The 25,636-nt window shown below is 69.6% G+C and carries 24 protein-coding genes; 12 read left to right on the forward strand and 12 right to left on the reverse strand.

From position 1 onward, the window contains the following. The first annotated feature begins 682 nt into the window (after positions 1-682). Entirely contained in the window at positions 683-1,270 is a 588-nt protein-coding gene (locus ACYVIO_RS18270; protein WP_460651975.1) for a hypothetical protein, read from the forward strand. An 87-nt stretch (positions 1,271-1,357) separates the two neighbouring features. Here ACYVIO_RS18270 and valS read toward each other — a convergent pair whose 3' ends face one another. After that, positions 1,358-3,901, reverse strand: coding sequence for a valine--tRNA ligase (gene valS / locus ACYVIO_RS18275; RefSeq protein ID WP_460651976.1), 2,544 nt, complete (start codon positions 3,899-3,901; stop codon positions 1,358-1,360). Between the two features lie 70 nt (positions 3,902-3,971). Here valS and ACYVIO_RS18280 point away from each other — a divergent pair, with 70 nt between their 5' ends. From ACYVIO_RS18280 to ndk, 3 genes are read left to right on the forward strand one after another with little or no spacing between them, the layout of a single operon-like run. Further along, positions 3,972-5,330, forward strand: coding sequence for a bifunctional folylpolyglutamate synthase/dihydrofolate synthase (locus ACYVIO_RS18280; RefSeq protein WP_460651977.1), 1,359 nt, complete (start codon positions 3,972-3,974; stop codon positions 5,328-5,330). Next, complete coding sequence (locus ACYVIO_RS18285; RefSeq protein WP_460651978.1) at positions 5,327-5,662, forward strand: DUF4233 domain-containing protein; 336 nt, start codon at positions 5,327-5,329, stop codon at positions 5,660-5,662. The genes ACYVIO_RS18280 and ACYVIO_RS18285 overlap by 4 nt, the downstream gene beginning before the upstream one ends. A 51-nt stretch (positions 5,663-5,713) precedes the next feature. Further along, a complete protein-coding gene (gene ndk, locus ACYVIO_RS18290; protein WP_460651979.1) occupies positions 5,714-6,124 on the forward strand; it encodes a nucleoside-diphosphate kinase in 411 nt (136 codons plus the stop codon). A 65-nt stretch (positions 6,125-6,189) separates the two neighbouring features. Here the strand turns inward: ndk and ACYVIO_RS18295 are convergent, their stop codons facing one another. From ACYVIO_RS18295 to ACYVIO_RS18305, 3 genes are all read right to left on the reverse strand, one after another. After that, a complete protein-coding gene (locus ACYVIO_RS18295; RefSeq protein WP_460651980.1) occupies positions 6,190-7,278 on the reverse strand; it encodes an alginate O-acetyltransferase AlgX-related protein in 1,089 nt (362 codons plus the stop codon). A 12-nt stretch (positions 7,279-7,290) separates the two neighbouring features. Continuing rightward, positions 7,291-8,706 carry an MBOAT family O-acyltransferase gene (locus tag ACYVIO_RS18300; RefSeq protein WP_460651981.1) on the reverse strand — a complete coding sequence of 472 codons (1,416 nt, stop codon included), beginning with the start codon at positions 8,704-8,706 and terminating at the stop codon, positions 7,291-7,293. 116 nt (positions 8,707-8,822) lie between these two features. After that, the gene (locus ACYVIO_RS18305) at positions 8,823-11,534 is read right to left on the reverse strand and encodes an AfsR/SARP family transcriptional regulator (RefSeq protein ID WP_460651982.1); all 2,712 of its coding nucleotides are present in this window, start codon (positions 11,532-11,534) and stop codon (positions 8,823-8,825) included. A 443-nt stretch (positions 11,535-11,977) separates the two neighbouring features. On the opposite strand from ACYVIO_RS18305, the gene mreB reads away from it, so the two are divergent. The 6 genes from mreB to ACYVIO_RS18335 all read left to right on the forward strand — a co-directional run bounded on the left by mreB (position 11,978) and on the right by ACYVIO_RS18335 (position 18,019). Further along, entirely contained in the window at positions 11,978-13,006 is a 1,029-nt protein-coding gene (gene mreB / locus ACYVIO_RS18310) for a rod shape-determining protein (RefSeq protein ID WP_273481446.1), read from the forward strand. 10 nt (positions 13,007-13,016) lie between these two features. Further along, on the forward strand, positions 13,017-13,937 hold the full coding sequence (gene mreC / locus ACYVIO_RS18315) for a rod shape-determining protein MreC (RefSeq protein ID WP_460651983.1): 921 nt from the start codon (positions 13,017-13,019) through the stop codon (positions 13,935-13,937). A gap of 1 nt (position 13,938) precedes the next feature. Then, entirely contained in the window at positions 13,939-14,472 is a 534-nt protein-coding gene (mreD, locus tag ACYVIO_RS18320; protein WP_344167553.1) for a rod shape-determining protein MreD, read from the forward strand. Further along, on the forward strand, positions 14,469-16,523 hold the full coding sequence (gene mrdA, locus ACYVIO_RS18325) for a penicillin-binding protein 2 (RefSeq protein ID WP_460651984.1): 2,055 nt from the start codon (positions 14,469-14,471) through the stop codon (positions 16,521-16,523). Before mreD ends, mrdA begins: the two co-directional genes overlap by 4 nt. Further along, the gene (gene rodA, locus ACYVIO_RS18330; RefSeq protein ID WP_460651985.1) at positions 16,520-17,686 is read left to right on the forward strand and encodes a rod shape-determining protein RodA; all 1,167 of its coding nucleotides are present in this window, start codon (positions 16,520-16,522) and stop codon (positions 17,684-17,686) included. The genes mrdA and rodA overlap by 4 nt, the downstream gene beginning before the upstream one ends. A 147-nt stretch (positions 17,687-17,833) precedes the next feature. Beyond that, positions 17,834-18,019, forward strand: coding sequence for a hypothetical protein (locus ACYVIO_RS18335; protein WP_460651986.1), 186 nt, complete (start codon positions 17,834-17,836; stop codon positions 18,017-18,019). 96 nt (positions 18,020-18,115) lie between these two features. Here the strand turns inward: ACYVIO_RS18335 and ACYVIO_RS18340 are convergent, their stop codons facing one another. The 6 genes from ACYVIO_RS18340 to ACYVIO_RS18365 form a co-directional block, all read right to left on the reverse strand. Continuing rightward, positions 18,116-19,141 carry an ROK family protein gene (locus ACYVIO_RS18340; RefSeq protein WP_460651987.1) on the reverse strand — a complete coding sequence of 342 codons (1,026 nt, stop codon included), beginning with the start codon at positions 19,139-19,141 and terminating at the stop codon, positions 18,116-18,118. Further along, on the reverse strand, positions 19,138-20,232 hold the full coding sequence (locus ACYVIO_RS18345) for an ROK family protein (RefSeq protein WP_460651988.1): 1,095 nt from the start codon (positions 20,230-20,232) through the stop codon (positions 19,138-19,140). The genes ACYVIO_RS18340 and ACYVIO_RS18345 overlap by 4 nt, the downstream gene beginning before the upstream one ends. Further along, positions 20,229-20,951, reverse strand: a complete 723-nt coding sequence (locus ACYVIO_RS18350; protein ID WP_460651989.1) for a hypothetical protein — start codon at positions 20,949-20,951, stop codon at positions 20,229-20,231. The genes ACYVIO_RS18345 and ACYVIO_RS18350 overlap by 4 nt, the downstream gene beginning before the upstream one ends. Beyond that, entirely contained in the window at positions 20,944-21,495 is a 552-nt protein-coding gene (locus tag ACYVIO_RS18355; protein WP_460651990.1) for an RNA polymerase sigma factor, read from the reverse strand. Before ACYVIO_RS18355 ends, ACYVIO_RS18350 begins: the two co-directional genes overlap by 8 nt. A gap of 251 nt (positions 21,496-21,746) precedes the next feature. Beyond that, entirely contained in the window at positions 21,747-22,439 is a 693-nt protein-coding gene (locus ACYVIO_RS18360) for a hypothetical protein (RefSeq protein ID WP_460651991.1), read from the reverse strand. A gap of 92 nt (positions 22,440-22,531) precedes the next feature. Beyond that, the gene (locus ACYVIO_RS18365; RefSeq protein ID WP_460651992.1) at positions 22,532-22,912 is read right to left on the reverse strand and encodes a winged helix-turn-helix transcriptional regulator; all 381 of its coding nucleotides are present in this window, start codon (positions 22,910-22,912) and stop codon (positions 22,532-22,534) included. A gap of 97 nt (positions 22,913-23,009) precedes the next feature. Here ACYVIO_RS18365 and ACYVIO_RS18370 point away from each other — a divergent pair, with 97 nt between their 5' ends. Then, positions 23,010-23,417: a RidA family protein gene (locus ACYVIO_RS18370; RefSeq protein WP_460651993.1), complete on the forward strand. Its 408-nt coding sequence runs from the start codon at positions 23,010-23,012 to the stop codon at positions 23,415-23,417. 274 nt (positions 23,418-23,691) lie between these two features. On the opposite strand, the gene ACYVIO_RS18375 is transcribed toward ACYVIO_RS18370, so the two are convergent. Next, positions 23,692-24,150 carry an Lrp/AsnC family transcriptional regulator gene (locus ACYVIO_RS18375; RefSeq protein ID WP_460651994.1) on the reverse strand — a complete coding sequence of 153 codons (459 nt, stop codon included), beginning with the start codon at positions 24,148-24,150 and terminating at the stop codon, positions 23,692-23,694. Positions 24,151-24,261: 111 nt separating this feature from the next. Here ACYVIO_RS18375 and ACYVIO_RS18380 point away from each other — a divergent pair, with 111 nt between their 5' ends. Beyond that, positions 24,262-24,672 carry a DUF2000 domain-containing protein gene (locus tag ACYVIO_RS18380; RefSeq protein ID WP_460651995.1) on the forward strand — a complete coding sequence of 137 codons (411 nt, stop codon included), beginning with the start codon at positions 24,262-24,264 and terminating at the stop codon, positions 24,670-24,672. Here ACYVIO_RS18380 and ACYVIO_RS18385 read toward each other — a convergent pair. Next, positions 24,669-25,622 carry an asparaginase gene (locus tag ACYVIO_RS18385; RefSeq protein ID WP_460651996.1) on the reverse strand — a complete coding sequence of 318 codons (954 nt, stop codon included), beginning with the start codon at positions 25,620-25,622 and terminating at the stop codon, positions 24,669-24,671. The two genes, ACYVIO_RS18380 and ACYVIO_RS18385, sit on opposite strands and share 4 nt — an antisense overlap. Positions 25,623-25,636 lie beyond the last annotated feature (14 nt).

Consider the following 25,636-nt stretch of genomic DNA (forward strand, 5'->3'; position numbering starts at 1 on the left):
AGCTGCATCAGGCGACGGCGCACCCTGCGAGGAGGCATCCCGCGACGGCGCACTTTGCGAGGACGCATCCCGCGACGGCGTATCCGTCGGAGACGTAGGAGCGGTCGGGGTCTCCGCAGCGGACCTGCTCGTCGCCGGGGCGGCCACAGGTGGGCGTCTGATGGCTGCTGTGTCGGAAGCACCTGCGGGTGGTGTTGCGCCGGGGCCGCCGGCGAGTGTCGTGCCCGGTGCACTCGCAGGAGGAGGCGCCGTGGGGGCGCCGGAGTCTGCGGGTGGTGTACGTGGGGTCGCGCCTGCACCAGCGGCCGAACTGCTGGGGCTTGCGGGAGGTGTGGCGGGTGTTCCGCTCGTACTAGCAATAGAACTTGCTGCGGGGCTGGTGGGGGGCTTGCTGGATGCCGCACTGGTCGAGCTCGACGCCGCCGACTGCCCGCCCGCGGCGGCAGAGGTGGAACTGCCGGCAGACGAGGTGTCCTTGGCGGAGGGAGCCGGCTGCTCAGCAGGCTTCGCGGCCTGCGGGCGGAGGGGAGTCTGCGCGGGCATCGGCGTCTGAGCAGGCATAGGGGTCTGCGCCGGCATGGGAGTCTGCCCGGCCCGCGAGCCAACAGACTTGCTCGCCGGAGTAGCCGGGCTCGCAGGGCCGGCGGGTGCCGACGGGGTCGCGGAGGAGCCGGCAGCCGACGTGGTCGCCGAGGAGTCCGTGGTGGGAGAGGGTGGAGTCGAGGCGGTGGGAGGGGCCGGTGCTGCGGCAACGCCGGAGGTGGCGCCGGTCGACGGGGTCGAAGGCGCAGAGGCGGGGGAGTCCGTGGACGGTGTCGCGCTGGACGACTGTGCGGGGGCCGCTGCAGGCGACGGCTTCGTGGAGTCTGTCGCGGAGGGCGCGGAGGGCGCGGAGGGCGCGGAGGGCGCGGAGGAGGTCGAGGACGCCGCTGCCTTGCGGGCGGCTGTGCTTCGACCTGAGGCGGTCTTGCGAGTCGTCGCGGGCTTCGCAGGCGCGGATTCCGCGGCGGGCGGCTTCGCAGTGGACTCCGCGGCAGACGGCTTGGCCGTCGCCCCCTTCGCGGGACCGTCGAACGGCAGCTCGGGCGACTCCGGCGCGGCCTTCTTCGCAGCCCTGGGCGTGGCCTTCGTCGCGCGCCGGCGGGGTGTCTTCTTCGGGGGCTGGTCCGCAGGGCCTGAGGCAGCCGGGGTGGGGGGCTGGTTCTCGTCGCTCACGGGTTGCTCCTTCGGACTGGCCTGGGGTCGGGCCGATGGTTCCACATCTGGGTGACTGGCTTCGCAGCGTAGTCGTTGGGGTGAAAGACGTGACGCCCGCCTCCGGGTGGGGAAGCGGGCGTCAGCGGCGTACGGGAACCTCTCAGAGCGTGGCGACGACCGTGACGGAGTCGGCGGTGTCCTCGGGGCTCCAGAGGATCTCGCCGGTGATCCGGCCGGCGGCGCGCAGGTCGTTCTCGGCGCGTTCGGCGAGGGTGAGGCGGGCGGCGGGGCCGGTGACCTCGGCCTTGGAGACCTCGGTCTTCATCGAGACCTGGGCCGTGGACTTGGCGCCGCGGATCCCGGCCAGGACCTCGGCGACCGCGTCCAGGACGGCCGGGTCCTGGTCGGCGACCGCGATGTCGACGTCGGCGACCGGCCAGCTCGACAGGTGGATCGAGCCCTCCTGCCACCAGGACCAGACCTCTTCGGTCGCGAACGGCAGGTACGGCGCGAGCAGGCGCAGCTGGACCGACAGGGCGACCGCGAGGGCCGCCTTGGCGGAGGCTGCCGGCGCTTCGCCCTGGCCGCCGTACGCGCGCTCCTTGACCAGCTCGACGTAGTCGTCGCAGAAGGTCCAGAAGAAGCGCTCGGTGACCTCGAGCGCGCCGGTGTAGTCGTACCGGTCGAAGGCGGCGGTCGCCTCGGCGACGGTCTGGCGCAGCTTGTGCAGCATCGCCAGGTCGACCGGCTCGGTGACGGCGGCGGCGTCGGCGGACGTCGCCCCGAAGCCGAGCACGAACTTCGACGCGTTCAGGACCTTGATCGCCAGCCGGCGGCCGACCTTCATCTGCGACTCGTCGAACGGCGAGTCCAGGCCCGGCCGGGCCATCGCCGCGCGCCAGCGGACGGCGTCGGAGCCGAACTTGTTCAGGATGTCGTCGGGCAGTGCCGCGTTGCCCTTGGACTTGCTGAACTTCTTGCGGTCCGGGTCGACGACGAAGCCGGAGATCATCGAGCGCTTCCACGGCAGGGTGCCGTTCTCGAACTGCGCGCGGACGACCCGGGAGAACAGCCAGGTCCGGATGATGTCGTGGGCGTGCGTGTTCAGGTCCATCGGGAAGGTGCGCGCGAACAGGTCCGCGTCGCGCTCCCAGCCGCAGACGATCTGCGGGGTCAGCGACGACGTCGCCCAGGTGTCCATCACGTCGGGGTCGGCCTGGAAGCCGCCCGGCTTGCCACGCTGGGACTCGTCGTACCCGGACGGGACCTGCGAGGTCGGGTCGATCGGCAACTGCTCCTCGCGGGGCAGCAGCGGGTGGTCGTAGTCCGGCTCGCCGTCCTGACCGATCGGGTACCAGACCGGGAACGGGACGCCGAAGAAGCGCTGACGGGAGATCAGCCAGTCGCCGTTCAGGCCCTCGACCCAGTTCTGGTAGCGGTGCCGCATGTGCTCCGGGACCCACTCCTCTTCCTTGCCGAGGTCGACGAACTCCTGCCGCAGGTCCTCGCTGCGGCCGCCGTTCGCGATGTACCACTGGCGGGTGGAGACGATCTCGAGCGGCTTGTCGCCCTTCTCGAAGAAGTTCGCCATCCGCTCAGTCTTCTTCGGCTCGCCGTCCAGATCGCCGCTGTCGCGCAGCTTCTGGACGATCAGCTCCCGCGCGCTAAAGGTGGTCTTGCCGGCCAGCTCCTCGTACACCGCGGAGCCGGTCAGCCACTCCGGGGTGTCGCGCAGGATGCGCCCGTCTCGGCCGATGACTGTGCGGACCGGAAGCTGCAGCTCACGCCACCACGTGATGTCGGTCTGGTCGCCGAACGTGCAGCACATCGCGATACCGGCGCCCTTGTCCATCTCGGCGTCCGGGTGCGCCAGGACCGGGATCTCGACATCGAACAGCGGCGAGCGAACCGTCGTACCGAACAGATTCTTGTAGCGGTCGTCGTCCGGGTGCGCAATCAGCGCGACACACGCCGGCAGCAGCTCCGGTCGCGTGGTCTCGATGTAGACCGGGCCATCAGCACCGTGGAACGAGATGCGGTGGTAGGCACCCGGATACGGCCGCGCTTCGAGCTCGGCCTGGGCGACCGCGGTCTGGAACGTGACGTCCCACAGCGTCGGCGCCTCGGACAGGTAGGCCTCGCCGCGCGCGTAGTTGCGCAGGAAGGCCCGCTGCGAGGTCCGGCGGGAGTCGTCGGAGATCGTGGTGTAGAGGTACGACCAGTCGACGCTCAGGCCGACCTGGCGCCACATCGCCTCGAATGCCTGCTCGTCGATGTGCGTCAGCTCGCCGCACAGCTCGACGAAGTTCTGCCGGCTGACCGGGATCTGCTTCTTCGGGTCCGGCTTCTCCGGCGGCTCGAAGGACGCGTCGTACGGCAGCGTCGGGTCGCAGCGGACGCCGTAGTAGTTCTGGACGCGACGCTCGGTCGGCAGGCCGTTGTCGTCCCAGCCGATCGGGTAGAAGACCTTCTTGCCGCGCATCCGCTGGAAGCGCGCGATCAGGTCGGTGTGGGTGTAGCTGAAGATGTGACCGACGTGCAGCTTGCCGGAGACGGTCGGCGGCGGGGTGTCGATGGAGTAGACGTCGGCCCGCTCGGCCGTCCGGTCGAACGCGTAGGTCTCCTGGTCGCGCCATACAGCGGCCCACTTCTCCTCGAGGCCTTCGAGGGTGGGCTTGTCGGGAACGCGGGAGATCTCGGTCATGCGCACAATCGTAGTGGTTGTCAAGGGATGCTCCGACCGGATATCCACAGCGCCCTAGACTGGGCTCCTGATGAGCGACCTCACGTACGCCGAAGTGTCGGCGAAACTCCAGGCCCGTTGGCCGGAGACCAAGATGGATCCCACGCTGGAGCGCGTCCAGCGGCTGACCGAGCTGCTCGGCGACCCGCAGAAGACCTACCCGGTCGTGCACCTGACCGGGACCAACGGCAAGACCTCGACCGCGCGGATGATCGACTCCCTGCTCCGCGAGGCGGGGCTGCGGACCGGCCGGTTCACCAGCCCGCACCTGGAGTCGGTCCGCGAGCGGATCACGCTGAACGGCGAGCCGATCAGCGAGCAGCAGTTCGTCGAGGCCTACACCGAGATCGCGCCGTACCTGGACGTGGTGGACTCCGAGCAGGAGCACCCGCTGTCGTTCTTCGAGGTGATCACCGCGATGGGGTTCGCGGTCTTCGCCGACGCTCCCGTCGACGTCGCGATCATCGAGGTCGGTCTGGGCGGCACGTGGGACGCGACCAACGTCGCCGACGGTGTCGTCTCGGTGATCACCCCGATCGCGGTCGACCACGCGCACATCCTCGGCACGGACCCGGTCACGATCGCCGGTGAGAAGTCCGGGATCATCAAGCCGGGCGGCACGGCGGTGATCGCGCAGCAGAGCCTCGACGTACTGGAGGTCCTGCAGCGCCGCGCCAACCAGGTCGGTGCGCAGGTCGCGCGCGAGGGCCTGGAGTTCGGCGTCACCAGCCGCACGGTCGCGGTCGGCGGGCAGCTGATCTCGATCAAGGGCCTGGCCGCGGAGTACGAGGAGATCTTCCTGCCGCTGCACGGCGAGTACCAGGCGCACAACGCCGCGACCGCGCTGGCCGCCGTCGAGGCGCTGCTGGGCGCGACCGAGCAGACCGAGGGCCGCGTCACCACCGAGGTGGTCCAGGCCGGTTTCGCCGAGACCACCTCGCCGGGCCGGATGGAGGTCGTCCGGACCGGGCCGACCGTCATCGTCGACGCCGCGCACAACCCGCACGGCGCCGAGGCGACCGCGGCGACGGTGTCCGAGGCGTTCGCCTTCAACCCGCTGATCGGCGTGATCGGCGTGATGAAGGACAAGGACGTGTACGGCGTGCTCGAGGCCTACGAGCCGATCATGGAGACGGTCGTCGTGACCCGGAACTCCTTCGACCGGTCGATGCCGGCCGAGGAGCTCGGGGAGATCGCCGCCGAGGTGTTCGGCGAGGACCGGGTCGTCGTCAAGCCGCGCCTGCTCGACGCGATCGACGAGGCGCTGCGGCTGGCCGAGCAGAACGCGATCGCCTTCGGCAGCGGCGGCGTCCTGATCACCGGCTCGGTGATCACCGCCGGTGAGGCCCGGACGCTGCTGGTCCGCAAGCCGAAGGAAGCCAACCGATGAGGTCGCTGGCGTCGATCGTGCTCGGCTTCGAGTCGATCGTGCTCGCGCTGGCGACGATCGTGATGATCTCGGTCGCCGACGTCGGCGCCGGTACGGCGCTGCCGCTGTGCCTGGGACTCGCGGTCCTGGCGATCGTCGCGGCCGGCCTGCTGCGCAACCGGGTCGGCTACGTGCTCGGCTGGGCGGTCCAGGTCGGTGCGGTCGGCCTCGGTTTCGTCGTACCGGTGATGTTCGTGCTCGGCCTGGCCTTCGCGGGCTTCTGGGTGATGGCGATCGTGCTCGGCCGCCGGATCGAAGAGGCCAAGGCCGCGCAGGCCCGGGCCGCCGGTTAGGCTCGGCGACCCGAGACTTTCGTAGCAGCCTTCGAGAAAGAGAAGAGTGACATGTCGCAGCGCACCCTCGTCCTGCTGAAGCCCGACACCGTACGCCGCGGCCTGGTCGGGGAGATCCTCGGCCGGTTCGAGGCCAAGGGGCTGTCGATCGTGGCGATGGAGCTGCGCACGATCGACGGCGAGACGGCCGACCAGCACTACGCCGAGCACGTCGAGCGGGACTTCTACCCGCCGCTGCGCACCTTCGTCACCAGCGGCCCGCTGGTCGCGCTGGTGCTCGAGGGCGACGAGGCGATCGAGGTCGTCCGCGCGCTGAACGGTGCCACCGACGGCCGCAAGGCCAACCCGGGCACGATCCGCGGCGACCACTCGCTGTCCAACCGCGAGAACCTGGTGCACGGCTCGGACTCCCCGGAGTCGGCCGAGCGCGAGATCAAGATCTGGTTCCCCGACCTGCCGTGAGCTAGCCCGTACGCCGGCCCGGCCCGGTGCGACCGCCCTCGTGGTCCGCACCGGGCCGGAGTCTTTCAGCGCAGCGCCGCCGCGACCTTGTCCCGGAAGGCCTTCGTCGCGAACGCGTGCCCCGGCGTGATCGACCGCTGCACGATCTGGAGCACCACCGTGTCGGCGCCCTTGATCGCCGCGATCAGTTCGGCCTCGCTGACGTGCCCGGTCCACAGGAACGTCCCGTCGGCGAACAGCGGTCGCAGGTTGCCCAGCGCGAAGTAGCTGAACGAGTCGCCGATGATCACCGACTTCCCGCCGACCAGTCCGGTCGCCGGCGTGGTCTTCCACCGCTCGACGCCGTACAGCACCTTTGTCGGGTCGTACGCCGCGAAGCCCGGCTGCGGCGTCACCGTCGTACCGGTCGACACCTGCAGCGACGGCGGCGTCTCGGTCCCGGTCAGCCCCAGCAGGACGTTCAGGTCGGCCGTCTTGGTCACCTGGTCCGGTGTGGTCCGCACCGGCGCGGTCACGCCCAGCTTCTTCGCCAGCTCCTGCGCGAACACCGCCGCACCCGCGCCTGACCAGTGCGAGTCGGTCTTCCAGTAGGTCTGGGACTTCGTCAGCTTCTCCCGAAGCCCCAGCCAGGCCGGATGCTCGAACGCATCAAGCGTCGCGTTCTGCGAGGCGATGCCGTCCAGCGCACACTGCCCTTCCGGTACGACAGCCGGCGGCTCCACCACCGACGACTTGTTCGGCCCAGCCGTGATGACGACCTTCCGCCCCGACCGCTCGATCACGTCGGCCAGCGCGGCCAGCCCGTCAAGGCCCTGCCGGAAGCCCGGCGTCTGCTTGCAGGCCTTGGTGAAGTCCTCACCGAGGAAGAGATAACCGTTAGGCCCCCGAACGACCTTCCCCGAAGCCGGCAGCTCTTGCAGGACGTGGAAATCGAACCACGACTTCCCCCGTACGGCGGTCGACCGCCCCGCCAGCCGGTCCGAGGCCCACGGCCCGACCGCGTCGAACGCGTCCCACCCGGCCGACGCCGCGGGCGGCGGCGCGATCGCGCGGTTGTCCACCGGCGCCTGCCGGAACCCCACGACGTACCCGAAGGCCGGTCCGAACACGAACACCAGCGCGACGACCCCTGCGACCACCTGACCTCGTCTCACCACATCCCCCTGTCAGAACTGGAAGTACAAGAACGGGCTGAACGTCCCGGCCACCGCCACGATCCCGGCGTACGGCGTGAGTACCAGCGCGACGGCCTTGATCGACCGGCGAGCCCAGACCGGCGCCTCCTGCAGCCCGTCGATCACCCGGCCGGTCACCCACGTTGCCGGGAGCAACACCGTCGCGAGCACCAGCACGAGCAGCGCGATCCGGTGCCCGGACAGCAGGACGGCGACGTCGGGCGCGAGCGTCCAATTCGTGGGGGTGACCATTGCCTGCAGCATCTTTCCGGCCGCCGGCAACGACTCGGCCCGGAACAGCACCCAGCCGAAAACGACCAGCAGGAAGGTGATCGCACGCCGTGGCGCGGCCCAGCGCTCGGACCGGCCGAGCCCGGTGGCCCGTTCGACGATCAGCAGCAGCCCGTGGAACGCGCCCCAGACCACGAACGTCCAGGCCGCGCCGTGCCACAGACCCGTGACCAGGAAGACGATGCTGAGATTGCGGTACGTGCGGAACGTCCCGCCGCGGTTGCCACCGAGCGGCACGTACAGGTAGTCGCGGAACCAGCGCGACAGCGACTGGTGCCAGCGGCGCCAGAAGTCGGTCACCGAGATCGCGGAGTACGGCCGGGCGAAGTTCTCCGGCAGTCGCAGGCCGAACATCATGCCGAGTCCGATCGCCATGTCGGAGTACCCGGAGAAGTCGAAGTAGATCTGGCCGGTGTACGCGAGCGCACCGATCCAGGCCGTCGCCGTCGACGGATCGCTGGTGGCGAAGGCCGCATCCGCCAGTGGTGCCAGGGAATCCGCGATCACGACCTTCTTGAACAGGCCCCAGGCGAACCGCGGGAATCCCTCGGCGAAATCGGCGAACCGGTCGCGCTGGGAGTTCCGGAGCTGGTCCGCGATCTCGTGGTAGCGCACGATCGGCCCGGCCACGAGCTGCGGGAACATCGCGATGTAGGTGACGAAGGTCAGCGGGTTGCGCATCGGCAGCCGGACGCCGCGGTAGACGTCGACGACGTACGACAGGTGGTGGAAGGTGAAGAAGCTGATCCCGATCGGCAGCGCCAGGCTGATGATCCGGGTGTCGCCGAGGCCGAGCCCCTGCGCGATCGAGTGTGCCGCGGTCGACGCGAATCCGGCGTACTTCCAGACGGCCAGTACGGCGAGGTCGGCGGCGACCGTCGCGACGACGACGGTCTTCCTGCGCCGCAGCGGCAGTGCCCCGATCGCCAACCCCGCGGTGTAGTTGACCGCGATCAGCGCGAGCAGGAGCAGCACGAACTCCTTCCCGCCGACCGCGTAGAAGCCGAGCGAGAAGACCGCGAGCACGCCGTTGCGGGCCCGGTGCGGCAGGATCCAGCTCGCCAGCAGCACCGCTGGCAGGAAGTACCAGAGGAAGAGTGGCGCGGCGAAGGACATGGCTGATCTCCCCCCAGGTCGGCAGCAGCTGCGGCACCGATAGATACGGGCGAGAGCTGCCGGAAGACGCCCTTACCTCCTAGATGCCTGGGGAGGGCGATTGGTTGTGCGCCTGGTTACGAGCTCAGCCTGGCGTGCAGGTCGTCGGCCGTGGGGTGGTCCAGGTCGGTCAGCAGCGTCAGGGCCGACTGCCACGAGCTGCGGGCGGCGGACCGGTCGCCGAGCTCCTGGTGGACGTCGCCGAGGTTCTGCAGCATGAGCGCCTGGTAGTAGAGGTCGTTCAGCTCGCGGTAGAGCGACAGGGCCTTGCGGTAGCAGGCGATGGCTTCGCCGTACGCCGTCTGGCAGCGGTAGGTGTAGCCGAGGTGGTCCCACGTGGCGGCCTCGCCGAGCTTGTGGTCGACCTGCTGGTAGAGCCTCTGGGCCTGGAGGCAGTACTGCAGCGCCAGCTCGTACTCGCCGAAGGTGTTGGCGTGCAGGAGACCCAGCGAGTTCAGCGCGAGCGCCTGGCCGGTCCGGTGACCGGCTGTCTTGAACAGATCGGACGCGACGAGGTCGTGCTCGTAGGACTCCTTCAGGCGGTCCTGCTGGGCCAGTACGAAGGCCAGCATGCGTTCGCACCACGCCTGGGCGACCGGATCGCCCTTGGCCAGGTCCAGTGCGCGCTCGGCCTCGGACTGCGCTTCGGGGAGTCGCTGCTGGCGAGCCAGGGCGTGGGCACGGTAGCGCCGGGCCATTACCTGGGCTGCCGCGTCGCCGGACCGCTCGCAGGCGTAGACCGCCGTACCCATCACGTCGACCCAGGTGCTCCACAGACCCCGGCGCTCCAGATAGCCGGTCATGGTCCTTGCCAGATGGGTGGCGTGCCCGTCGTAGCCACGGCGTACGGCGTGCTCCACAAGGGCGACGAGGTTCGGGCACTCCTGCTCGAACCAGTCGAACGCCTCCTGATAGCCGCCGAAGCTCAGCGCGTACGGCGTACCGGCGGGCTCCGGCAGCTCGTCGGGGTCGCGATGCGGGCGGAGCCACTGGTCGCCGGCGTCCGCCGTACGGAGGTAGTGGTCGAGCAGCCGGCGCAGTGGGGCGCGTTCCTCGGCGGCGAGCTCGGTCGCGTACGTGCGGAGCAGGTCGTGGGCCGAGTAGCGGCCGGGGGAGTGCTGGGTGAGGAGGTGGGCTCGCTCCAGCTCGTCCAGGGCAGGGGCGACGCGGTCGGGCGTCGTACCGGCTAGTGCGGCTGCGGCGTCGACGGAGAGGTCTGGGCCGGGATGGGCGCCGTAGAGCTTGAACACGTGCGCTGAGGTCGCCTTGACGAGCTGGTACGACCAGGAGAAGACCGCGCGGAGGTCCGTCGCCTCGTCCTCCCCGGCGAAGGCATCCAGTCCTTGCCTGGTACGCCGTAGGTCGGTGGCGACCGCTCCGAGCGACCAGGTCGGATGAGCGGCAGCGTGGGCCGCGACGAGCGACAGGGCGAGCGGGAGCCGGGCAGCCAGGTCGATGAGCTCCTCCACGGCTTCCGGCTCGGCCTGCAGACGGTCGCTGCCGACTGCGCCTTCCAGGAGGGCCGCGGCCTGGTCCCAGCCCATCAGGTCGAGGTTGACCGGTGCAGCGCCTTCCGTGGCGAGCAGACCGGGGAGGGCGTCACGGCTGGTCACTAGGACTCGGCAGGTGTTGCCGCCTGGCAGCAGCGGGCGGACCTGCGCGGCGCTGCGGGCGTTGTCGAGCACGATCAGCATCCGGCGGTCTTTGAGGAGAGTCCGGTAGAGCGCGGACTGGGCAGCCTCGCCGGCGGGGATGCGGCCGGGCATTGACTGCAGGGCGTCAAGGAAGCCGCGGATAGCGTCAGCAGGGTCGACCAGCTCGCCGGAGGGGTCGAAGCCGCGCAGGTTCACGTAGAGCTGGCCGTCCGGGAAGTCGGCGCGCTCGGCCCACTGGACGGCCAGGGCGGTTTTGCCGACCCCGGCTGTGCCCGAGATGACCGCGATCGAGCCGGTCGGGCTCAGCAGCACCCGGTCGAGCTGCTCCAGCTCCTGCTCGCGGCCGATGAAGGTGCGACCGACGGCTGGGAGCTGGCGTGGGACTGCCTGGTGGGTCGTGCGCGCCGCGGTGGCTCGGGCGTCTGTTGCGAGGACCGCCTGGTGGAGGCGGCGCAGCGCTGGACCCGGGTCGAGTCCAAGCTCGTCGGCCAGGTGTCTGGAGGCTTCGCTGTAGGTGGCCAGGGCGTCCGCCGGCTGGCCCGCCCGGATCTGGCTCTGCATGAGCAGGGCCCACAGGGACTCGCGCAGCGGGTAGCGCCGGGTCAGGCCGCGCAGCTCAGCGCCGACCTGATCCCCCTGCTCGAGCCGAGCGGCCAGGAGGAGCTCGGTCGCGTGCAGGCGCTCCTCGGTGAGGGCTGGGACGGCGTCACGGATCAGGGCACCCGCTGCCAGGCCCGCGAGCGGCTCACCACGCCACAGCTCGAGCGACTCGGTCAGGAGCCGCATCCGCTCGTCGGGGTCGGCAGTGCTCGTACTGGCCTCGACCAGGTCGCGGAAGCGGGTCAGGTCGATCTCGGCCGGGTCGACGGTGATCACATAGCCGGCTGCCTCGGTCCGGATGAGCGGGCGACCCAGCAGGGTCCGCAGGCGGGACATGTAGGTCTGCAGGGCCGCGCGCGGCCGGGCGGGGAGGTCCTCCTCCCACAGGGTGTCCATCAGCTCCTGGCCGGCGACCACCCGGTTGGGCTGCAGGAGCAGGGTCGCCAGCAGCACGCGGAGGCGGTTCGCGGCCAGCTCGATCCGCCGGCCGGAGTCGTCGAGGACCTCCACCGGACCGAGCAGCCGGAATTCCATTGCGCCATTGTGACCCCCGCACGGGCGTGAAAGCGCGAAGAAAGCGTCATGAATGCGCCAACCGGCATGCTCGCCGGGCGAGGAGTCTTCGGGACCCGGCCCGCGTGGCCGCCGTCGGAGCGCCTCGCCGCGCCTGTAGGGAGGAGCGCTCGCCCGTCAGGGGAGGGGCGAGATCTGGGGGCGCGTGGTGCCGCCGGTCGTTGCCGGCGGCACCACCCGGGCCCGCCGCGCGACGGGGCTTCGGGCCGCCGCACGGCGGGTGCCAGGACCGGCGTACCGGCGGGGTGTGCGTCGTTGTCCACAGGTGCGCCCCGCGTGCTGGCCAAGAGTGAGAGTGCGGATACCATGCGTGCTGGGCGGACGGAGTCGTGTCGGTCCCTGGGTGGCGCTTGGTCCGCGCTTAGCCTGAGAACCCGGGACCCGAGCGGCGGGAGGGGGCCTGCATGGCGAACAGCATGCTCGGCCGAGACATGGCGGTCGACCTCGGTACGGCGAACACCCTGGTGTACGTGCGGGGTCGTGGCGTCGTGCTGAACGAGCCGTCCGTGGTCGCGACCCGGACCGACGAACCGCGCGAGGCGGTCGCGTTCGGGCACGAGGCGAAGAAGATGATCGGCCGTACACCGGGCAACATCACCGCGATCCGGCCGCTCAAGGACGGCGTGATCGCCGACTTCGACGCCGCCGAGCAGATGCTGCGCTACTTCATCCAGCGCGTGCACCGCCGTCGGTACTTCGCCAAGCCGCGGATCGTGGTCTGCGTGCCGTCCGGGATCACCGCGGTCGAGCAGCGCGCCGTCCGCGACGCCGGCTACATGGCCGGTGCCCGCAAGGTCTACATCATCGAGGAGCCGATGGCCGCCGCGCTCGGCTCGAACCTCGAGGTCCGCGACGCCACCGGCAACATGGTGGTCGACATCGGCGGCGGCACCACGGAGGTCGCGGTCATCTCCTTCGGTGGCATCGTCACCAGCCAGTCGATCCGGGTGGCCGGCGACGCCATCGACAAGGCGGTCGTGAACTACTGCAAGAAGGAGTACTCGCTGATGCTCGGCGAGGCCACCTCCGAGCAGATCAAGATGACCATCGGTTCGGCCTTCCCGACCGCCGACGGCCCCGACTCCGAGATCCGCGGCCGGGACATGGTCTCCGGCCTGCCGCGCACGGTGAAGGTCTCCTCGGCCAGCATCCGGCAGGCGATCGAGGAGCCGATCACCGCGATCGTCGACGCGGTCAAGGCGACCCTGGACAAGACCCCGCCCGAGCTGGCCGGCGACATCGTCGACCGCGGCATCGTGCTGACCGGCGGCGGCGCGCTGCTCAAGGGCATGGACGAGCGGCTGCGGCACGAGACCGGCATCCCGATCCACGTCGCGGAGAACCCGCTGGACGCCGTCGTACTCGGCGCCGGCAAGTGCGTGGACAACATCGAGACCCTGAACCGCATCCTCGTCACCGACAACCGCCGCTGATCCTGGACCCATGCTCAAAGACCTCGGCACCCCCGCGAGAGGCCTGGTCCGTGCGGCCGGGCTGCCCCGCGAGATCCGCCGTCGCCGGACCGTGCTGGTCCTGGTGATCCTGGCCTCGCTGACCCTGATCGTGCTCGACGCGCGCCGATCGGCCGGTTCACCGGTCGATCCGCTGCGGCACGCCGCCGCGGCGGTGTTCGGCCCGCTCGAGTCCGGCGCGACGTCGGCCCGGCAGCCTGTGGACAACCTGCGCGACCGGTTCGCCGAAGTGGATACCTTGAAAGCAGAGAACGACAAACTCCAAGCGGAGAACGAGAAACTCACCGAGGAGCTGCGCACCACCGACTACGCCCGCAACCGCGCCGCCGAGCTGGACCGCCTGCTGAAGGTGGCCCCGAAGTACACGGTGACGCCGGCCAGGGTGATCGGGATCGGCAGTGCGCAGAGCTTCAACCACACAGTGACCATCGATGCCGGAACGGCGGACGGAGTGCGGCCGGACATGACAGTACTGAACGGGGACGGGCTGGTGGGCCGCGTCGTGCGGGCGACCGACGCGACCGCCACGGTGCTGCTCATCGGCGACCGCAACTCGACCGTCGGCGGCCGGCTGAACTCGACGCTCGCGCTGGGCTTCCTGTCCGGCCGGGGCGAGACGTCCGGCACGATGGACTACAAGCTGGTCGACCTGCGGGCCCGGCCGAAGGTCGGCGACCGGATCGTCACCTGGGGCTCGAAGGGCAACGCGCCGTACGTGCCGGGCGTCCCGATCGGCACGGTCACGACCGTCACGCCGAACCAGGGCACCCTCGGATCGACCGCGACGGTGAAGCCGTTCGTCGACCCGACCCGGATCGACACCGTCGGCGTGGTCACCGGTCCGCCGGCCCGGCCGCCGCGCGGCGCGGTCACGCCCGAGCAGGGGCGCTGACATGATTCCGCTCCGGATCGCGGTCGCCGCGCTGTTCCTGATGGTCGCCGTCACCGTGCAGACCTCGCTGCTGCCGCACATCGCGGTCGCCGGCGTCACCTGCGACCTGGTGATGATCGTCGTGGTCGGTCTCGCGCTCGCCCGCGGGCCGGAGTGGGGTGCGATCACCGGGTTCGCCGGTGGATTGATGCTCGACGTCGTCCCGCCCGCCGACCACACCGCCGGACGCTGGGCGCTCGCCCTCGCGGTCAGCGGGTACGTCGCAGGCCTGATCCGCCGCGAGACCTCGGCCGGACCGGTCGGTCCGGTCGGCGTCGCCGGGACGGTCGTGCTCGGCGCTGCGCTGTCGCTCCTGCTGTACTGCGCGACCGGTTCGCTGCTGCACGACCCGGCCGTCGACTGGAACGAGTTCGGCGTCCGCCTCGGCATCGCCGCCGGCTACGACGTGGTCGGCGCGATCGTCGTGATCCCCATAGTGCTGTGGGTGATGCGCCGGGTGCTGCCCGCGCGTGAACGCCGACGGGTCATGCCATGAGTTTCGACAGCTTCAACCCGGCGCCGCTCAAGGCGCGGATGCGTCTGTTCGTGATCGGCGTCCTGGTTTTCTCCTTGTTCTGCACGCTGTTCGGCCGCCTGTGGTACTTGCAGGTCATGGTCGGCGACAGCTACGCGAACGCCGCCGACAACAACCGCACCCGCGACGTGCTCACCCCGGCGCCGCGCGGCACGATCGTCGACGCCGCCGGCCGGACCCTGGTCGGCAATCGGGTCTCCCTGGTGATCTCGGTCGACCGGTCGGTGCTGGCGAAGCTGACCGAGAAGCAGCAGGAAAGCGTGCTCGGCCGGCTCGCGAAGGTGCTCGGCCAGAAGCAGGCCGACCTGACCGCCCGGACGAAGCTCTGTGGCGAGCCGGGCGCGTCCAAGCCGCCGGCCTGCTGGAACGGTTCGCCGTACCAGCCGATCCCAGTGGCGAAGGACGTCAGCGAGCAGGTCGCGATCGAGGTGATGGAGCGCCGCGAGGACTTCCCCGGCGTCGCCGCCGAGACGGCCGCGCTGCGCGCCTACCCGGCGCCGTACGGGGTGAACGCTGCACACATCCTCGGGTACCTGTCGCCGATCACCACCGAGGAGCTCGACAAGATCGACGCCGCCGGGCAGGACCCGGTGCCGCACCGGTCCGACCTGGTCGGCCGGGCCGGCGTCGAACGCACGTACGACGCGATGCTGCGCGGAGCGCCCGGGCTGAAGACGGTCAGCGTCGACGCCGTCGGGTACACGACCGGCACGGTGAAGCAGACCGCGCCCGTGCCCGGCTCGACGCTGGTGACGAGCATCGACGCGCGCGTCCAGGCCTCGGTCGAGAAGGAGCTGCGCGGCGCGATCATGACCGCGCGCAAGCAGTACGACAAGATCACCAAGCGGAACTACGTCGCCGACTCGGGCGCGGCCGTCGTGATGGACACCAAGACCGGTCACATCGTCGGCATGGCCAGCTACCCGTCGTACGACCCGGGCGTCTGGGTCGGCGGGATCTCGCAGCGCGAGCTCGACGCGCTGTACTCGCCGCAGTCCGGGACGCCGCTGCTGTCGCGGGCGCTGCAGGGTCAGCTCGCACCGGGGTCGACGTTCAAGCCGATCACGACGGCGGCCGCGCTGGGTGCCGGGTACAGCCAGAAGACCCGGCTGGACTGCTCGTCGTTCTTCGAGGTGGGCAACCGCCGGTTCAAGAACTACGAGTCCGCGTCGTACGGGATGATCGGCTTCGACCAGGCGCTCGCGCTGTCCTGCGACACCTTCTTCTACCGGATCGCCTACGCCCTGTGGCTCAAGGAGGGCGGCAACTCCGGCGACATCAACGCGCTCGACCCGCTGGTCGAGATGGCGAAGAAGTTCGGCCTCGGCAAGGCGACCGGGATCGACCTGCCCGGCGAGGCGTCCGGGCGGATCGCGGACCGCAAGTGGAAGAAGTCGTACTACGACGCGCAGAAGGACTACTACTGCAAGCTCGCCGATGCACCTCCCGCGGGGACCTCGTCGTTCCTCAAGCAGTTCTCCCGCGAGTTCTGCGCCGACGGGTACCGGTACCGCGCCGGTGACGCGGTGAACTTCGCGATCGGCCAGGGCGACACCACGCTGACGCCGATCCAGCTCGCGACGGTCTACTCGGCGCTGTCGAACGGCGGCATCCTCTGGGAGCCGCGGGTCGCGGCGAAGGTGATCGGCCCGAACGGCAAGGCCAAGGCGATCCCGAGCACGATCGCCGCCCGGCTGCCGGTCCCGGCCGCCAACCTGCGGTACATCGACAAGTCGCTGAAGGAGACCGTGCGCTCCGGGACGGCGGCCTGGAAGTTCAACGGCTTCCCGCTCGACCAGATCCCGGTCCGCGCCAAGACGGGTACGGCCGAGGTCTACGGCAAGCAGACGACCTCGTGGCTCGCGTCGTACACCGATCGGTACGCCGTGGTGATGATGATCAGCCAGGCCGGTACGGGCTCGGGCGCCTCCGGCGAGGCGGTCCGCCACATCTACGAAACGCTCTACAACATCAAGCCGGCCGCGCCGCCCGCTGCGAAGAAGACGCCATGAGCCTGCTGACGATGCGACCGGTCCGGTCGCGAGTGGACCGGCGGTCGGCGCTGTGGCAGGCCGACTGGGTGCTGGTGCTCGGCGTTCTCGCGCTCGCGTTCCTCGGCGGACTGCTCGTCTGGTCGGCTACGTACCAGCGGACCTCGTTGACCGACGGCCACCCGCAGGCCTATCTCTTCCGCCACGCCCTCAACTTTGCGATCGGCGCGGTCCTCGCCGTCGGTGCCGCGGTCACCGATCACCGCCGCCTGCGCATCCTCGCGCCACTGCTGTACGTCGCGTCGCTGCTCGGGCTGATCCTCGTGCTCGTGCCGGGCGTCGGTGCGGTGATCAACGGGTCGCGCTCGTGGATCGAGCTGCCGTGGATGTCGGTCCAGCCCAGCGAGTTCGCCAAGCTCGCGGTGATCGTCGGCATGGCGCTGCTGATCGCCGAGAAGGGCGAGACCAACCACCGCGAGAACGCCCGCACCATCGACGTCGCCCAGGCGATCGCGGTCGCCGCGATCCCGGTCCTCCTGGTCATGCTCCAGCCGGACCTGGGCACGGTCATGGTCCTCGGCTCCATCGTCTTCGGCATCATCGCCGTCTCAGGAGTCCCCAAGCGCTGGATGCTGGGCCTCGTCAGCGCCGCAGTCCTCATCGCGACCCTGGCCATTCAGTTCAACGTGCTGAAGGACTACCAGCTAGCCCGCTTCACCGCCTTCGCGGACCCCTCGCAGGACCCCCAAGGCATCGGCTACAACGTCAACCAGGCCCGCATCGCGATCGGCAACGGCGGCGTCTTCGGCCAAGGCCTGTTCCACGGTTCCCAGACCCAGAACGCCTTCGTCCCCGAACAACACACCGACTTCGTCTTCACCGTCGCCGGCGAAGAACTAGGTCTGATCGGCGCCGGCGCCATCATCGCCCTGTTCGCCCTCATCCTCTGGCGAGGCCTCCGCATCGCCGTCAACGCCCGCGACGCCTTCGACCGCCTCGTCGCCACCGGCATCGTCTGCTGGTTCGCCTTCCAGGCCTTCGAAAACATCGGCATGACCCTAGGCATCATGCCCGTCACCGGCCTCCCGCTGCCCTTCGTCTCCTACGGCGGCTCCTCAATGTTCGCCGGCCTGCTAGCCATCGGCCTCCTCCAGAACATCCACCTCCGCACCCACGAGGTCTGAGCCCGGCGTACCGACGCTGCGGACTGTGTGGGTTCCTTGCACGTTCCGTCGCCGTGGTGCCACTACCAGGTAGATCATCCGGACGTGTCCTCACACGCCCGGCGGCTACCGTGGTGGAAAGGCTCGAAAATGTCCAAGAAAACAACGGTGAGCGAGCGAGAACGCGAGAACTCGCCGAGGTTCGAAACGACTGTCAAAGGGGCAGTCACGCTGTTCGGAAGCATCACCGGCGGCGTCACTGCCGTCTACTTGGTGACGCTGTCGCTGGGGATCACCATTCTGGCGGTCGTCGCGGCGATTCTGGTTCTCTTGGTCCTTCGGCTGTTCCGGTAACCGCACAACGGTAGGGGCGCCCGGCCCGGACGATCACGCTCGAACAGCCGCCCCGCGGCCGCTGAAAGTAGGGGCCGCGGGGCGGCTGCCGTTGATCTACCCGGCGAGCGCAGCTCGTCGTGGATCACCCGCACCCGGCGGAAGGGCCGAGACGGTCTCGTCGAGCGCCAGCAGGCCGGCGCCGATCCAGCCCGCGTCGTTCCCCTGCCGAGACGCGACGATCTCCGGAACCGAACGGTGCTCCGACGCGAACAGGTGACGGGCGAAACTCGCCCTGGCCGGGTCCAGCAGAAGGTCACCCGCCTCGGCGACACCGCCACCGACGACGATCAGCTCGAAGTCGTACAGATTGACCAGCGACGCGATGCCGACTCCCAGCCATCCACCGATTCGCTGGAAGAGACCCAACGCGGTGGGATCACCTTGCCGCGCGGCGGCCAGCACCGTTTCGCCGGTCACCTGCTGAGGACCACCCGCGAGTGTGGCGAGTAGTCCGCTCGGTGAGTCTTCGGCGGCCTGCCTGCCGTAGCGTCCGAGCGCCGTACCGGAAGCCAGTGCTTCCAGGCAGCCGATGTTGCCGCAGCCGCACCGGTGGTCGCCCGCTGGATCGACCACCAGATGGCCTACCTCGGCGCCGATCCCGGTCTTGCCGCGATACAGCCGCCCGTCGAGAACGAATCCACCGCCGATCCCTGTCCCGACCGTGAGGAAGGCCATGTACGACGCGTTGCCGCCGAGCCGGGCCTCGGCCCAGGCCGCGGTGTTGGCGTCGTTGTCGATGGTGGTGGGCAGGCCGGTCGCAGCCGTGAGCAGGTCGCGGAGCGGGAGATCCCGGTACGCGTTGTTCGGAGCCCAGCGGATGTGGCCCGACGGCCAGTCGATCATGCCGGCCGCTCCGACACCGACGGCCGCGACGTCGGGATGCCGGGAACGCAGGTCCGCCACCGCCGCGACCAGAGCCGAAGCGGTGCCGTCGCGCTCGTTCGCGAGGCTGGCCACCGGACCCAAACGTTCCAGGACGTTGCCGTCGGCATCGATCACTCCGCCGGCGATCTTGGTTCCGCCGACATCGAGGCCGATGGCCTTCGGGGGCGCTGAGGGAATCTTGTGTGGATCGATCACGGGACAGGCTCCAACGTCGGTTCGAGCGGCACGGAGAAGTGCCGATGAAGGGCGGCCAACGCGACGCCGACGGCGCCACGATCGAACTCGATGGGCGCGGTGGTGATCGCGCATCCCCGAAGATGGTCGAAGGTGTAGTCGGGAAAGGTGCGGACTTCTTTCATGAACGCGAGCGCGGCCGGACCGGACTCCTCGATCACCATCGACTCGGGCCCGTAGATCACGACGTGGGTCGAGCCGAAGATCGTGAGCACCGAGGCCATCGCGCGGGCCACCGCGCCGCCCGCCTCGGAGAACGCCTCCAGCGCCTCGGGGACGTTCTGGTTCGCCAAGCCGACGGCCCACTCGAACGACGGAGCTTTGTCCCGCCCCAGCTTCTCCGCGACCACCGCCGGGATGGCCCGTCGGCCGGCTCTGCTCTCGACGTGTGATCCCCGGCCGCAGTCGCACTGGCGTCCGTCGGGACCGACAGTCAGGTGACCGATCTCGGCGGGGATCGGCAGCAGCTCGTTGTTCACCACCACGCCCGCCCCGATCCCGTGCCGGATCAGCATCAGGGCGAACGAGGCCGAGGTCTGCCCCACGCCGAGCTTCTGCTCGTACACGGCATGGGCGTGGGCGTCGTTCTCGAGCACGGTGATGCAGCCGGTGGCCTGCTGGATCAGGTCCGCCAGCGGAACCTCGTCCCACTCGTACGGCGGTTTGCGTTCGCCGTGGTCGTGCGGACTGTTGACGTAGTAGCGAACGACACCGAGCTCCGAGTCCACCGGACCGCCGAGCTCGACCCCGAGACACAGTCTCGGGTTGAGCAGATCGAAGTCCAGGGCTCCGGACACCATGTCCTTGGCCAGACTCGCGATCCCGGCGACGACGTCCTCGGGTTCCATGCCGAGCAGGTCCTTGCGGGCGGCGGCGATCTTCGTCCCCTCCTGATCGACGATGACACCGATCAGTTCGTGCGGGAGGATCTCGATCCCGATCCCGAAGAGCCCGAGATCGAGACGTTCGGCGCGCCGGTGGATCTGTTCGAGGACCTCGGCGGAAGCCTTGGCGACCGGCACCGGCCAGCGCCGGTCGTCCAGGCCGTTCACCTCTGGTCCGCTTCCCGGGGGCCGGCAGCCAACGTGAGCACCCGTCGGGTCAGCGTCAGCACCTCGTCGACATCCTCGGCGGCGACCTCACCGTGCAGCACGCCGGCCGCCTGTGGCGACGTCACGGCGTACCGGAGACGTTCGACCAGGGTGGTCCCGATGTCGTCCGACAACAGGTCCACGAGCTCGTCGCTCTCCAGAGTTCCCGCTCGCAGCCTCCAGCTTCGGTAGGCGTGCGGAAGGGACGCGACACACTGCAGCAGGAAGGCGGTGGTCCAGTCGTCGTGGACCGCCGGCTCGTCACAGACCCGGTTCACCGCGCTCGCGACGGTCTCCTGCGCGACCTCGTCCACGTCCTGGACCGTCAGCCCGAGCCCGGTGGCGTCGACGGCGACGACGAGCAGCAGCCACAGCCGGATCAGGCCGTACCCGTTGGCGGCGAGCTCGTTGATCGAACCGCCGTCGGCAGAGTCTGCCGACCACCGGTCGATCCGTCGGTGCACCTGCTTGAGCCGAACCCTCACCTCGTCGTCCTCCAGCTTGCCCTCCAGCTCGCGGTCGACCGAGGCCCGGAAGCTGTCGATCGATGCGGTGACCATCGCGCTCTGCGCGGCGGTCAGTTCGACGTCGTTCGGCTGGATCGGGTCCGCGGAGCCGGGAGCCTCACGCTCGTCCGACCGGTCGGCACCAGCGCCGACGAACTTGCTCTCCTTAGACATTCCAACCACCTTTCTCGAGACCGGCAGCCATTGCCTGCCGCGCTGTTCGGAGATTGCTGCGTACTGTCGCCGCCGGCTTGCTCAGGATCTCGGCGATCTCGGCGTTCGAATGACCGTCGATGCTGAGCGCCATGATCGTGCGCTGGACCCTGGGGAGCCGCTGCAGACAGCCACGGACCGCCTCGGTCAGCTCGCCGGCGTCGGGCGGCTGAACGGTCCGTTGCCGGGATGCCTGCTCCTCCCGCTGGGAGATCTTCCCGGCGCGGAGGCGCTTGCGGGTGTAGATCCGGATGGCGACCCGGCGCACCCAGGGAGCCGGCGTCCTCAACCTCTCGTAGTTGTGAGCCGCCAGGACCATCGCGTCCTGAACGGCGTCGCAGGCTTCCTCGTAGCGTGCGCCGGCCAGCATGACCGCGCGCACGCTCCGCTTGAAGTAGTCGACGAAGAAGTCGTCGAAGTCCTGCCGGTGTTCGTTGCCGACGCTGGGCGTCCCAGGGCTGGGGTCGTCGACGGAGGTCGCGGGATCGGCTTTCGGCTGCGCCACTCGTCAGGCTCCTTTGCACTTGTAGCGGCTCCCCAGGCACCTGGTAGAGGGCCGGAGAGCGCACAGCGTGCAAAGGCGGAACGAGAAACTTTCGGGATGGACCTGAGATCAGTCCAGTGACTCGGCGTCAGAGGGATGCAGGACGGGCACGGAATGCACTTCGATGGTGACGGTTCGTGAGCTTCAAGCCCAGACCTCAGCCGTACGGAAGGCGATCAGTGCCGGGGCGACTGCGTCCTGTTGGCCGGTGGTCAGTGGCGGCTGAACCACTTGCGGCGGGGTTGGGCGAAGGTGATGTCCAGTGAGCCGGTGAGGAAGGCGGTTGTGGTGACGACGGTGCCGGGGAGGGGGACGGGGGTGGTGGCAGGGAGGCAGAGGTCGGCTTGGAAGCCGGCGGTTTGGAGTCGGGCTACTACGAAGTCTTGGCCGGTGAGCATCGTGGTGCGGCGTTCGGCGTAGCGGACGGTGCCGTTGAGGAGGGCCAGGGGTTGTACGTCGTCGGTGGAGAGGCGGCTGGCGTCCGAGGTGGCGAAGGCTTCGGGGTTGGGGAAGAACTGGGCATCGGGGGCCAGGGCGACGATGTTGGCGGCGCCGGCGTGCTTGGCGTCGCCGAGGAGGGGGAGTTCCTCTAGTTCGATGGCCAGGCGGGTGACTGTGTCGCCGTTCTCCAGTACGTCGGCGACTGCGGCCTCGTCGCTCTCGCGGTGGATGTCGCTGAGCTGGACCACGCGCTCCCCGGCGTACGAGGGAGTGACTCGGGTGATGCCGCGTTTGCCGCGGGTCAGGAGTAGGCGCGCGCCGGACGGGTCTTGCCAGCGGAGGAGTTCGACGTCGTCGGGCCCCGCCCCGACCACAACAGCGTGCGGGCCGATTCGTTCGACCAGGTCGGCGAACGCTTCTGGGGAGTCCACGCCGAGTCCGAGGCAATCCAAGTTCGAAGCCATGGCGACGAGCCTCTCAGGCCGGATGCGACCGGGCCAGGACATTTGCTGCCGTCGCCCCGACCTTGCACGAACTGTCACACCGGCCGTCTGTTTCAGGCGTCGAAGGTCCGCCGGGAGGACTCGATGTGGGCGAGGTAGCGGTGCGTCCAGTCGCACATTCCGCTGACGATCTCGTGCAGCGCCTGGCCGGCTGGCGTCAGGGTGTACTCGACGCGGGGTGGAACGGTCGGGTACACGGTCCGCTCGACCAGGCCGTAGCGCTCGAGCATGCGCAGGTTCTGGGTGAGCATTTTGTGGCTGATGCCCTCGATCTCGTTGCGCAGCTCGCTGAAGCGCAGCGTGCGGTCGGCGAGCAGCTCGATGATCAGGAACGCCCACTTGTTCGCGATGTCGGAGAAGATCTCCCGCGCCAGCGAGTCCGCGCGGGTGAGATCCGCGTCCTCGGGCGAGCCGCTGTACTGCTTGGTCACCATCTGGTTCCCCGGTCACTCAAAAGTGCGTTCTTCCCTGGCCGTCCATACTCTCCTACGGTTTCTCAGTAACCACAAGAGACCACGAGAGGCGCGACCGATGACCGTCACCCTGATCAACCCTGCCGAACTGCCGCAGATCGACCTGTACCGGCAGGTGTCGGTCGCGACCGGCTCGAAGCTGGTGTTCGTCGCCGGCCAGGTCGCGTGGGGCGCTGACGGCGCCACGGTCGGCCAAGGTGACCTGGCCGCCCAGGTCGAGCAGGTCTACCTGAACCTCGCCAAAGCCCTCGCAGCCGCCGGCGCCACCTTCGACAACGTCGCGAAGCTGACCGCCTACCTGGTCGACTGGACGCCGGACAAGATGCCGGCGTTCCTCGAAGGCGCCGGCCGGGCTTTCGCGCGGCTCGGGGTCGACCCGGTCCCGCCGTTCACCGGCATCGGCGTCGCCGCCCTGGCCGCACCGGACCTGCTGGTCGAGATCGAAGCCGTCGCCGTCCTCGACTGAGCGGGTCAGCTCCGCGGCCGGTACGTCGCTCACGCCGTACGACGTCGGCGCCGCCGCCCGATCACGTGACGGCGACCACTTCTTCCCAGACCTGTCACGTCCGCAGGCACCTTCCTGTCTAACCAGGTGTACGCCGAACCCCCTTCCCGGCGTACACACAGGTACGTCGGTCCCCTCTGGCGTACCGTCCGCCGCCGGAGCTCGGCGGGCCGGGGCTCTGCCGGGGCGGCGGCGGTCCCGGTTCGACCGGTGGCGTGAGCGGTGGTGCCTCTCCTCAGCGTTGGGGGAGGGGCATCACCGTCGTCCGGCGGTGGTGCTCGAAGACGACCGAGCTGCGGATGTCGCCGATCTCCTGGCGCTTGGCCAGTTGCAGGACGAGGTCGCGGAGCGCCTGGGTGTCCTTCACCGCGACGTGGGCGAGGAAGTCCGAGGCGCCCGAGACCATGAACAGCTCCAGCGTCTGCGGCAGGCTCTGCACGTAGTCCTGGAACGCGGTCGCGACGGCCATCGCCTGCGGGCGGAGCTTGATCGAGATGATCGCCTGGGTCGACCGGTCGATCGCGTGCAGGTCGACCGCCGCGTGGTAGCCGCTGATCACCCCGCGGTCGCGCAGGCCGCGGATCCGCTCGAGGCAGGTCGACGGCGCGATGCCGAGCTCGGCGGCCATGTCGCGGTTGGTCCGGCGTGCGTCGTTCTGCAGGATCCGCAGCAGCGCCGTATCAAGTTCGTCCATGCCGACCAGTTTGCCCGAAGAGCCGAATTTCGTTCGGTTGGCCAGCGCGTACGGCGTACGGATGGCTAGCGTGCAGGCGGATCTGTTGAGCACGTGGAAGGAGCTCGCCCGATGCTGGCGAACAAAATGGTCGTGGTGATCGCCGCCGAGGCGCCGGTCGGCGTCGCGCTGAACACGGCAGCGTTGCTCGGAGTCGCGCTCGGGCACCACCACGAGGATGTCGTCGGGGCGCCGGTCGACGACGCGTCGGGAGCCGTGCACGAGGGGATGTGCGCGTACCCGATCCCGGTGCTGCGGGCGACGGGCGAGCAGTTGCGCGAGCTCCGCGACCAGGCGGCCGGGCGGGACGGCGTCACCGTGCACGACATGAACCAGGTCGCGCAGCGGTCGCGGACGTACGAGCAGTACACCGCGACGATCGGTGGGACGAAGGCGGAGGATCTGGAGTACTACGGCCTCGGTCTGTACGGCCAGCGCGCGGCAGTCGACTCGCTGACCGGCGCGCTGGGGCTCTACCGCTAGATCGAGGGGACGATCTCTCCGACGGGCACTCCACCGCCAAGGACGGGAACGTGGCGGAGGGCTGCAGCAGCACTAACATCGGCGCCGCACTTCTCCAGCAGGGTCAGCGCCAGCGCGGTGGTGGCGCGCGGGTTGCCGTCGATGACCTTGACCGCGACGGCGTGGCCGTCCGGGGTGGCCATGGCGATGACGCCTTCCGCGCCGCCCTTGGCCAGTACGCCGGGCAGCAGCTGCATCGTGTCGGAGTTGAGATGCCCATGCCCGCCGACGTACTCGGGGTACTCGCGCATCGCCTTGGCGACCTGGTGCTCCGCGGTCCCCGGAGCGGCGGTCGCGAGCAGGCTGAAGGAACGGGCGAGGCCGGACAACGGCATGCCGAGCAGGGGAGCGCCGCAGCCGTCGACGGTGACGATGCCGGTGGTTGCTCCGGTCAACCGTTCGATCTCGGCCTGGATGGTCTGCTGCACGGGGGAGGAAGGATCGAGGTACTTCTTCGGCTCGTCTGCCGCCATCAGCATGGCGGCGTGCTTGCCGGAGCAGTTCATCCGGACGGGCTCGGGGTCGATGCCTTCGGCAATCAAGCGGAAGCGGGTGGGCTCGTCCTCGGGGTGGTCGGGTGGGCACTGGAGGGCAGATCGGTCGAGGCCAGCGGCAGCGAGCATCTTGTCGACGAGTGCGACGTGCCGGTCTTCGCCGGTGTGGCTGCCTGCGGCGATGGCCGTCCCAGGACCGTCCAGTACGGCGCCCGCGACCAGCGTGCCGACCGCCTGCAGCGGCTTGGCCGTCGAGCGGGGCAGGATCACCGCATCGACATCGCCCGCGGCGAAGATCGGCGAACCCGACGGCGAGACCGCGACAGCCATCCCGAAGTGCCGGCTCTCGACGAAACCGCTGCGGACCACTGTGGCGAGCTCGACGACGCCATCCAACCCTGGAACACCCTTCGACATGTCGCGAAAGCTAG

This window comes from Kribbella endophytica (genome assembly GCF_054781295.1).